This is a genomic window from Desulfobacula sp., from assembly GCF_021107415.1.
Genome location: NZ_JAIOSW010000035.1, coordinates 1 through 11,127, shown reverse-complemented (window position 1 = coordinate 11,127; position 11,127 = coordinate 1). Strand labels below are relative to the sequence as shown.

The window sequence follows — 11,127 nt, the reverse complement described above, 5'->3', positions numbered from 1 at the left end:
TAAACAAATCACTGCGCCTGTTGGGCAGAAAATATCGCATTTTATGTGATCGGACCTGATCTAACACAGCTTTTTTTATATTGATAATATGTATCCCGGGCGTTTCATCAATTGATTTATAGATAATATTCCCATCCGGTCCGATGAGTATGCTTATCCCCGGGAAAAACAAACCTTTGGTATTATCTCCGGTTTGATTGCAGGCAGCAATATAAAGGCCGTTGTCAAACGCTCTGGCCCTTAAATGTCGAATCCAGGAGTCGTATTTTTCCTGTGAACTTCCTCTGGGTGATGCATGAGGGATAAAAATTATATCAGCTTGTTTTAATGCCATGGCCAGCGTCAGTTCAGGAAAATGTGCATCATAACAAAGCTGGACACCAAACTTAAGTCCGTGTGATTTAAATGTTGTTATTTTATTTCCTGCGGTGAAATATTTTTTTTCAAAAGGTGCAGTATGGATTTTTCTATATATCTCAAATGATCCCGTAGAGTTAAAAATGAGGTGTGATGCATATATTTTATTATTGGGTGTTTTCTCTGCAAGGCCAATAAGGATTGTAATTTGCATATCTTTGGCCATGCTCGAAAACAGGTTTGTCATATCTTTATTTATGGGTTTACAAATAGAAATAATATCAGAGCCTGCGACATAACCGGTTAGATTCATTTCAGGAAAAACAATGATTTTTGCACCCTTTTTGCTTGCTGAGGAGATGAAGTGACAACTTGACGCAAGATTTTTTTCAAAATTACCGGCAATGCAGTTTTGAACGATGAGGGCAGCTTTAATTGCTTTCATAATTTAAAATTGGCACTAATTTTAAAAACTCTTGTTGCCGGCAGATTCAGTATGGTATCAACGCCGGTTACTTTAATAATTTGTTTAAGATTGGTTTTTATAATTTCAACGGAAGAGGCAATAAATGTAAACCAAATATTGAATTCATGATCCCGTTTATAATTATGCGTTACACCTGAATAGGCATTTACTGTTTTTGTGAATAGTTTAATTTTACCTTCAGGCACTTTGGCCGCACAAAGAGTTGAATGGTATCCGAGCCTGTCAGGACTAAAATTTCCACCAATACGTCTGATCAGCATCTGTTCTTTCATCTGAATGATCCTTATGATCAACTCATCTTCTGAAAGGCCAAGTCTCTGTGCAATAATTTTATAGGGCCTTGAATGGATAGGAAAATCAATTTGGATATTGTTAAGAATTTTTCTATTTTTCTCATCAATTACCGTCATACTTCAACTCCTTTAGAAAAAAATATAAAAAGGCCCTGCACTTATCATGCAGAGCCCTTAAAACCTAACTAAAAGTATCGAATGCTGGTTTTATGCTATACACATCCGGTTGGTTTAGGAAGACCGGCCATTTTACAAGCCCCTTTTCCAGGTCCTGACGGGAATAATTCATAGATGTGTTTTAGTTTAAACTTGGTAAGCTTGGAAAGAACTCGAACCATTGGAGCAATACCATTTTTTTCATAATAATCCTGGAGAACTTTTACAAGTACCCAGTGTTCGTCCGTAAGCTCTTCGATACCTTCCTGACCTTTAACATAATCTACCCATTCTTCAGAATAAGAATTGTAATCAAGAAGGAATCCATCCTCATCTATTTCGAAATTTTTTCCATTAAACTCAACTGTTGCCATTTAAAATTTCCTCCAATAAAAAGTTTTTTTACTATCATTTTAAGACATTCTGTCTTAGCTTCAATAATCAAATGCTAAACATATCTTAAGCAATGGTTACTTGTCAATATAAAATAAACCCGTTTTAATATTCTTTCGGGGTTTGGTTGATTTGTTCAAGAGTAAAGACTGGGCCGTCTTTACAAACCAATTCTTTGCCTATATTGCATCTGCCGCACATGCCAATCCCACATTTCATTCTATTTTCAAGAGACATGATAATCTGATGTTCCTTATATCCTAACTGGGTTAAGGACGGCTGGGTAAATTTAATCATGATGGGCGGCCCGCAGATAATGGCATATGTATCCTCATCAGCTTTTGGAGCATTTTCTTCAACAATCTGGGGAACAAAGCCTGTATGGTATTTCCAATTGGGATCATCGGTTCCATCAACGGTTATATGCATGTTGATATCATCTCGTTTTTCCCATTCAAAGAGCTCTTCCCTGTAGAGCAGCATACCCGGAGATCTGGCACCATAGACAACATCAATATTCTTGAATTTGCTCCTGTTGCCGGGATCAAGCATATAGATAATAGAGGATCTTAAAGTTGTAAAGGCAAATCCACCACCAATAATGACAACATTTTTATTTTCAAGTTGTTCCCAGGGATACCAATTGCCCAGAGGCCCCCTGATTCCCATAATATCTCCGACTTTCATGTTATGGAGATAAGAGGTGACAACACCCGTCCTGAATACGGTAAATTTGACAAATCCTTTTTCAACAGGGGATGATGCTATTCCAATGGGAATTTCTCCTATGCCCGGAATGGACAATTCTGCAAACTGTCCGGCCTGATATGAAAATTTTTCTTCATCTTCCTTGTTTAAAAAAACAAATTTAAATGTCTTTAACGACTTATCTTCAGTTGCAATTTCAATATCATCAATGCGAACCGGATAAGGTAAATAGGGGTTTTCCATGTTTCCTCCTTTGTTCGCTAATCTTGTTTTTCGTATGAGTTCATTATTTCGCACACTTCACGTATGTCAATGTTAACCGGACAGCTTTTAACACACCTGCCGCAACCAACACACATGATCCCCTGGTCGTATTTATCAAGAAAGTATTTTAGTTTATGCATAAATCTTTGTCTGACTCTCTGGGTCTTTGTCGCCCTTGGATTATGTCCTGTAGCATGGCGGGTAAACAATGCCGACATACAGGTATCCCAGTTGCGAATCCTGACGGATGATTTGCGTTTGGTTTCATCCTGAATATCAAAACACCAGCAGGTTGGGCAGACAAAGGTGCAGGTCCCGCAGTTAATACAGGAAAATGCAATATCATCCCAGAAAGGGGCCTCGTGGAGGTCAAGGATGGTTTTTCCTTTTAATTTGTCTGTATTAATATGTGAATCAATATTTTTTTCAGCCTCTTTTCGTAAAATATCAAAAAGAGCTCCGCTTTCCTTTTCATCGGCATTCGTATCAAACCCGCAGGCACCCATAAAGGCATCCCCTTTGTCCGTCAAGACTTTTGCCAGATACTTATCATCAAGATCTGCTAAAAGAACATCAAGGCCATCGTCACAAAATGGTCCGGAACCTGTGGAGGTGGAAAAATCAAATGGCCCGGGTTTATTTATGCCTAAACCAACAAAGGTTGTTATTTCGTAAGCGTCACACCAGTATGGATCTCGATAATCCTCAGTATCAAAATTAAGCTTGACCAGCTCAATCGCCTTTGCATCATAGGGTCTGATTCCCACAACCGCTCTTGGTGTGGTGTCGGTTTCTACTCTTTTCATGATGTGGTGGTCTTCTTGTGATTCATCCAGGGTGGTTTTAAGCATTTTTTCTGTCTGGGGAAACAGCACTGATTTTGCCGACATAACACTATCATGATTCTCCATGTCAGGCAGGATATCATTCCCAAGGCTTTTGATAAGAAAGCCGTTTTTATCTTTAACAGGACCAAAAAGCCGGTAGGTTTCCCTTGATTTCTCAATGCCGTTGGCCCAGTTTTTTTTATCAATTGTTATAAATTTCATTTTTTGCCTTTTTTATTTATTTGATAAAATTGTCGGGATCATCCGGACTGTAAGTATCCAGAGGCGGACGTTTGTTTAAGTCTAATCCTGCTTCCCAGCCAAACATTTCAAAGGAATCTTTATTCAGCTTTCTTGTAAAATCTCTGACATTAATATCCATGGGGCATGCTTCAACACATGCACCACAATCCGTGCAGCGGCCGGCACAATGAAATGCTCTTAAAAAATGAAAGGTATTTACATCGGTCTTATCCTGACCTTTGCCAACCCATTGAGGTCCTGATTCATCGACAAAGCAGGTGGGACAATAACATATCGGGCAGGCATTTCTACAGGCATAACACCGGATACAATTTTTTGTTAACTCTTGAAAGTGGGTCCATTTAGTGTCCGGATCCATGGCTTCAATTTTTTCAACATCAGGATAGGGGTTATCAAAAGTCTGCTCTTCAACAAGATCAGCAGCAAGCACATCATAAATCACAGGATTTCTATGCGTGCAAAACTGACAGTTTTCCCTTAAATAATCCTTTTTGTTTACTTGCTCTTCCTTTAGGGAAGATTTAACATTCAAATTATTCCCGTCTTCAGAAAATGATATGATTTCATCATCAAATAATGATGCAATTTTAGCTTTATCGATCATTCCGTTGCAGGGTACACCAATAATGTACAATTGATCTCTATTGACCTGATTTTCGATTATATGGGTGACAATATTCCTGGTGTCACACCCTTTCGCTATTACGGCTATTTTCCCTTTTTGATTTCTTATATAATTGGCAAGATTAAGTCCGCATGTTGAATTAAAAACAAGTTTTTCAATATCTTGTTTCAATGTAACGGCAATAGGACTTGTTGCCATGGGAATGGTTCCGTTGGCAAAACCAATAACTTTTTCAACTTCCCCTTTTTCCAGAAGCTCCAAAGAAAGTTCCCTGATTTTATTTATACAGGTATCCATAAACTTCTTACCTTTATTAGTTATAGTCCTTTACAAGTTTTTTATTTGGCCCAAGTGCCCTGACGGTTTTTGAAACTTCTTTAACAACATCCACAAATTTAGTGGCTTCCGCAGATGAGATCCAGGAAAAATGCACCCTGTCTTTTTCTATTCCCATATGCTCCAGGAGATTTCCCATGAGTGCAAATTTTCTGCGTGCATAATAATTACCATCCAGGTAATGACATTCACCCGGATGTCAGCCGGACACCCATACCGCATCAGCACCTTCCCTGAATGCAGAAAGTATGAATTTAGGACTCAGTCTTCCCGTACATGGTATCCGTATTACCCGGATATCAGCAGGATATTGCATCCGGCTGACACCAGCAAGATCAGCAGCACCATAACTGCACCAGTTGCAAAGAAAGCTTACAATTTTAATATCATTTTCAGCCATTATTTATTATCTCCTTTAAACCACTTCACCCAGGGCAAATATTTGTGAAAAAATCTGATTCGTATCAAATCCTCTAAGATGCAAGGCACCGGATCTGCATGATGCCACACAGAGTCCGCAACCTTTGCAAAGCACTGCATTTACTTCGGCTTTTCCTTCAAAACGACCCTCCGTCATAAATCCGGGTGCATTATAGGGACAAATGGACACACAGACACCACATTCACTGCATTTCTCCGGATCAACACTGGCAACAACGCCGCTGGTAAACAGGTTGTCTTTTTTTGCAAGAAGGGTAAGTGCCCTGGACGCTGCTGCTCTTCCCTGTGTAATTGCCTCGTTAACAGGTTTTGGATAGTGGCCTGAACCGGCCAGAAAGACGCCGTCTGTTGCAAACTCAGCAGGGCCTAATTTTGCATGCTTTTCAACAAAGAACCCTTCATCATTTAAGGGCACTTTAAAGAAATTGGCAAGTGTCTCATCTTTTCTTGGAACAAGTGCAGTCGCAAGCGTAATCAAATCCGTCTCAATTTGAACCGGCTGGTTTAATACATGATCATTCAGTTTAATTAAAAGTTTATTATTCTCAATACTGACTTGTGGTTTATTATCCACATCGTATCTAATAAAGATAACCCCAAGCTCTCTTGCTTTTGTATATGAAAGTTCCCTTTCTCCATAGGTTCTAATATCCCGGTAGAGAATAAAGACATCCATGTCAGGATTCCGCTCTTTGAGCTCGATGGCATTATCAACAGAGTGCGTACAGCAAACCCTTGAGCAATAGGGGCGATCGGGCTGTCTTGATCCGACACACTGGATGAAAACCGCACAATTTAATGCATCAAGTTTCGCATCATTGTCCTTAAACATTTTATCCAGATCAAGAGAAGTGATGATGCGGTCATCTTTTCCATACTCGTATTCATCCGGTACAAAGGCTTTGGCACCGGTTGCCAATACTGCGATTCCATATTCAAGTTCAAATTCTTTATCATTGGTTTTCAGGGTTGATTTAAAATTGCCGACAAACCCGTCAACACTTTCAAGGATAGTATTACAATGAATGGTTATGTTGTCATTGTTTTCAATCTCATTGATCAGTTTATTTAGTTTTTCCTGAACAATTTCACCCTGAGCAGTTTTATAAAGCTTATGGGCCTCGCCACCCAATTGGTCTTTCTTTTCTATAATATGCGTTTTATATCCCTGCATTGCCAGGCTTTTTGCAGAAGCCAGACCCGCCAATCCACCACCAATCACCACAACCGAATCATTAACATTGATTTTTTCTTCTTTTAACGGTTCAGCCAATGCAGCCTTGGCTACTGCCATCCTAACCAGGTCTTTGGCTTTTTGGGTGGCAATTTCAGGATTATTTTTATGGACCCATGAATTGTGGTTTCGAATATTGGTCATTTCAAACAAATATTTATTTAACCCTGCATTGGCCAAAGTTTCCTGGAACAATGGCTCATGGGTCGTTGGCGTACAAGCTGCAACAACAATACGGTTTAGATTCTTCTCTTTGATGTATTCAACCATCTTATCCTGGGCATCCTGGCTGCAGGCATACATGGGTTCACCGGCAAACTCGACATAAGGAAGGGTTTTTGCATATTCAGTGACGGCAGCACAGTCTACTACACCCTTTATATTAGAACCGCAATCACAGATAAAAGCGCCGATTCTGGGTCTTTCACCCACTACATTGATTTCCGGTACTATTTCAACCGCCTTGGTAAGTGTATCCCTGGCAGCGCTTAAGGCATCCCCGGCAGCAGATGCAGCTGCACTGGCATCCAGAACGGATTCCGGGATATCTTTAGGATTATTGAATACACCTGAGACATAAATACCATCCCTGGAACTTGAAACAGGTTCAAATGAATCGGTTTTACAAAACCCGTTGGACGTCAGATCAATACCCAGTTTTGTGGCAAGCTCTTTAGTTTCATTTGATATTTCAAGCCCGACAGACAGGACAATCATGTCATAGGTTGCATCGACCATCTGGCCGAAGTCATCTACATACCGAATATCCAGATCATGGGTCGCAGGATTCTCAGTGACAGAGTGAACTTTGGAACGGATAAAATTAATGCCGTGTTTCTCTTTGGCATTCAGATAAAACTTTTCAAATTCCTTGCCAGGTGTTCTCATATCCATAAAGAAAATAGAACAGTCAAGATCATCTCCTGCATGCTCTTTTGCAATAATAGCTTCTTTAATTGCATACATGCAGCAGACAGAAGAGCAATAAGGGTTATCACATTTATTGATATCCCTTGATCCCACACATTGAAACCATGCAATTTTTTTGGGATCTTTTCTTTTTTCGGCAAGCAGTTTATCTTTTTTCTTTTTAGGTTTGATGGGCAATTTCGGAAATGTTGTGATATGTCCCATGGTCGGACCTGTTGCCGACAAAATTCGTTCAAATTCCATGGAAGTTATAACATTTGGAAAATTTGCATATTGATAATTATCAAACTTGCGGGGATCAAACGGGGTAAAACCAGGGGAAAAAATAATTGACCCTGCGTCAACGGTGATCATTTCCTGGGTTTGTGTATAATCAATTGCATTGGCAGGACATACATCCTCACAGGTTCCGCATTTATCCTTGGTCAGTTTCAGGCAGACATCAGGATTGATTGCATATTTTAAGGGTACTGCCTGGGGATATTCAACATAAATGGCTGTGCGTTTGACTAAATTTGCATTATAGATATCATCAAATTTGCCTGGACACTTTTCAGCACAGGCACCACAGCCTACACACAGATCTTCCTTAACATACCTGGGTTTTTTAAGAATCTCTACCTGGAAATTGCCTTTCTCACCTTTTATATCTAGGACTTCTGAAAGCGTTAAAAGCACAATATTTAAATGCCGGCCGACCTCGACCAGTGTAGGTTAGATAATTCACATTGCACAGTCATTTGTCGGAAAGGTCTTATCCAGCTGGGCCATAACGCCACCAATCGAGGGACCTTTCTCTACCAAATAAACATAGTACCCGGAATTTGCAAGATCAAGTGCTGAAAGCATGCCGGAAATACCGCCACCAATCACAACTACAGATCCGGTGAGTTTATTACTCATATTATTATTCTCCTGTTTTTACAAAAAAATCATGCCATTGTGATCATAATAAACCATTTATGATCTTATATGTTCTTAATCAAAATATTATGTTATAGAGCTATCAAACAAGGCTTGTCAACAATTATTGAACGAATATAAACATTGTATATGAAGAAAATTATTATCATTTGCGGTCCTACTGGAATTGGTAAAACTTCATTTGCCATATCCATTGCTCGGCGTTTCAATGGAGAAATCATCGGTGCTGATTCAATGCAGATTTATAAGCATATGAATATTGGTACTGCTAAACCAGGCCCTGAAGAATTAGAACAGGCACCCCATCACCTGGTTGATTTTCTTGATCCTAAAGATGATTTTGATGCCGGCCTGTATGTTAAGACTGCGGATAAAGCCATTGAAGGTATTATAGCTCGTGGAAAGATACCCATCATTGCTGGTGGTACCGGCTTTTACATCAGGGCTCTTCTAAATGGATTGTTCAGGGCAAAACCCATATGCGAAAAAACTTTATCACAATTAAACAGGGAACTTAAAGACAAGGGAAGCTTAAGTCTTTATCAAAAGCTTGTAAAATGTGATCCTGAAGCTGCAAAAAAAATACATCCCAATGATTCTTTCAGGGTGATCAGGGCATTAGAAGTTTATCAGACCTTCGGTCATAAAATTTCTGTTCGGCAAAAAAATCATAATTTTGATGACTTAAGGTATAAGAGCATTAAAATAGGACTCCACATGGACAGGGAGGAACTATATGACCGCATTAATAAACGGGTTGATTTGATGATAGAGCAGGGGTTACTCAAAGAAGTAACTGCCCTGGTTAAAAATGGATATTCGTTTGATTTAAAATCCATGCAATCCATTGGGTATAAACATATGGCCATGTTTATCAAAAATGAAGTTGATTGGGAAGAAGCAGTGCGGCTGCTGAAACGGGATACAAGAAGATATGCCAAACGGCAGTTTACATGGTTTCGCAAGGATAAAGAGATCACCTGGCTTTTCCAGTCCCAGTTTAATCTGGCTGAAAATTTGATAAAAGAGTTTTTGACATAGTTTTATATTTTACTTATAGTTCGGGTTCGAAAGATTACGAGTTTAAAATATTATGAAAAAAATAATAATTAAAAGAAGCACTTAAATAAATGAAACATAAATATACAAGGTTTTTATATTGTAGATACATAATAATTTGTATTGTAATGATATGTTTGACCGCCTGTACACAGCTGCCTGTAAAGCCACCTATTGAAAAAGATATGGGATATGAAGTATCGCCTGAACCTGCAGAAGAAAAAACAGAATATGATCCATCAAAAATTTCAATGATAGAAATATTATCTGCTGAAGCTCAGAAATTTTCTTTCCAGGGAAATTACCAGGATGCTTTGTTTATATACAATCAGGCACTTTCCCAAGCCAGTGAGGGTGAAAAATCACAACTTATCCAACGCATTGAATCGGTTCTTGCAAAAACACCGACAAAAACCATAGAGGCATTTATTGATATAAAGAATATTCAGATTCCAAGATCATTATTGCTATATTGGCTGGGTTTGAACTATGCTCTGGAAACCGATGTGGAAAATAATATAGTTAGATCCAAGGAAGTGCTTGAAACTTTTTTATTTGAATATCCTGACCATCCGTACTATTCAGATGCAGCCGATCTTGTGGATGTCATTAAAAAATCACTTTTCAATAGAGATACGATTGGGTGCCTTTTACCATTGACGGGGAGATATGCCATTTTCGGCCAACGGGCATTATCAGGGATTCAGCTGGCCATTCAGGAGTTATCAAAAAAATATAATCGGCAATTCAAACTCATCATTCACGATACCCGGGCAAATCCGGATATTGCTATTGAAGGTGTGAGATCATTTCATCAAAAAAATGTTGCCGGGATAATAGGGCCATTATTGACTGTAAACCAGGCAGGCATGGAAGCCCAAAAACTTCAAATACCCATGATTGCTTTAACTCAAAAGAGTGATTTCCCTTTGCAGGGAGATTATCTGTTTGCAAATTTCATTACACCTAAAATGCAGGTTCAAACACTTGGTGCCTATTTATTTTTAGAACTTGGAATAAAAAAAGTGGCGATTCTTTATCCAAATGAAAAATATGGCAAAAAATATATGGAACTTTTCTGGGATATAGTGGATGAATATGATGGAGAGGTTGTTGGTGTTGAGTCTTATGACGGTAAGAAAACAGATTTTACTGAACCCATACAAAAGCTTACAGGACAGTTCTTTCCTATTCCTGATTTTTTAAAACCAGAGGCGATTGAACTTGAAAATAATGTAGCAATAGACGAAGATGAAAATACAAGTTTACTGCAAACCGGGATAGAACCGGAAATTCTGGAAGAATTGAAAGAAAAAGAGGAAGAAAAAATTCAGATTGATTTTGAAGCCTTGTTTATCCCGGATTCTCCTTCTATAGTAAATTTGATACTTCCACAACTTGCATATAACGATGCCAGAGGTATTTATCTTATTGGAACAAATTTGTGGCATCATAAAAGTCTGTTGAAAGATGCAAAGAGATATAACAAACAGGCCATTATTACTGATGGATTTTTTAGCAGCAGTGTAAATTCTGCTACAGCCCAATTTACAAAAAATTTTGAAACTTTGTTTAATACAAAACCCAAATTCTTAGAGGCCATATCCTATGATACGGCTTCCTTGCTTTTTTTAACTGCCATGGATGAAACCATTGATTCCAGACAAACCTTGAAGGATGCCCTCCAAGGTAAGCATGTCTACTCTTGATTTTCTGATACAGGCAAAAACAGACAAAGCAAAGCCAGGCAAACGCATGGTAATTATTGGCGCCGGAAATGTGGGGTGTGATGTTGCCTCCGAAGCTTACAGGCTTGGGGCCGAACATAT

The 11,127-nt window shown here is 38.8% G+C and carries 9 protein-coding genes and 1 pseudogene; 2 read left to right on the top strand and 8 right to left on the bottom strand.

What is annotated here, in order from left to right; translation table 11 throughout:
• The 8 genes and pseudogenes from K8S13_RS01925 to K8S13_RS01890 all read right to left on the bottom strand — a co-directional run.
• Nucleotides 1-802, bottom strand: an 802-nt coding sequence (locus K8S13_RS01925) for a nitrilase-related carbon-nitrogen hydrolase (protein WP_291460014.1), incomplete at its 3' end; no start/stop codon positions are given.
• Entirely contained in the window at nt 799-1,254 is a 456-nt protein-coding gene (locus K8S13_RS01920; RefSeq protein WP_291460012.1) for an Lrp/AsnC family transcriptional regulator, read from the bottom strand. The genes K8S13_RS01925 and K8S13_RS01920, both read right to left, overlap by 4 nt.
• 95 nt (nt 1,255-1,349) lie before the next feature.
• Complete coding sequence (locus K8S13_RS01915; protein WP_291460011.1) at nt 1,350-1,667, bottom strand: TusE/DsrC/DsvC family sulfur relay protein; 318 nt, start codon at nt 1,665-1,667, stop codon at nt 1,350-1,352.
• 124 nt (nt 1,668-1,791) lie between these two features.
• Nucleotides 1,792-2,637 carry an FAD/NAD(P)-binding protein gene (locus K8S13_RS01910; RefSeq protein WP_291460009.1) on the bottom strand — a complete coding sequence of 282 codons (846 nt, stop codon included), beginning with the start codon at nt 2,635-2,637 and terminating at the stop codon, nt 1,792-1,794.
• Between the two features lie 17 nt (nt 2,638-2,654).
• Nucleotides 2,655-3,707, bottom strand: a complete 1,053-nt coding sequence (locus tag K8S13_RS01905) for a 4Fe-4S dicluster domain-containing protein (protein WP_291460008.1) — start codon at nt 3,705-3,707, stop codon at nt 2,655-2,657.
• A gap of 16 nt (nt 3,708-3,723) precedes the next feature.
• Nucleotides 3,724-4,671 (bottom strand): 4Fe-4S dicluster domain-containing protein, encoded by a 948-nt coding sequence (locus K8S13_RS01900; RefSeq protein ID WP_291460007.1) that lies wholly within the window; start codon nt 4,669-4,671, stop codon nt 3,724-3,726.
• 16 nt (nt 4,672-4,687) lie between these two features.
• A complete protein-coding gene (locus K8S13_RS01895; RefSeq protein ID WP_291460005.1) occupies nt 4,688-5,110 on the bottom strand; it encodes a hydrogenase iron-sulfur subunit in 423 nt (140 codons plus the stop codon).
• Between the two features lie 15 nt (nt 5,111-5,125).
• Nucleotides 5,126-8,218 (bottom strand): annotated as a pseudogene (locus K8S13_RS01890) (FAD-dependent oxidoreductase).
• 150 nt (nt 8,219-8,368) lie between these two features.
• On the opposite strand from K8S13_RS01890, the gene miaA reads away from it, so the two are divergent.
• Nucleotides 8,369-9,280 (top strand): tRNA (adenosine(37)-N6)-dimethylallyltransferase MiaA, encoded by a 912-nt coding sequence (miaA, locus tag K8S13_RS01885; protein ID WP_291460004.1) that lies wholly within the window; start codon nt 8,369-8,371, stop codon nt 9,278-9,280.
• Between the two features lie 155 nt (nt 9,281-9,435).
• Entirely contained in the window at nt 9,436-11,007 is a 1,572-nt protein-coding gene (locus K8S13_RS01880; protein WP_291460003.1) for a penicillin-binding protein activator, read from the top strand.
• Nucleotides 11,008-11,127 lie beyond the last annotated feature (120 nt).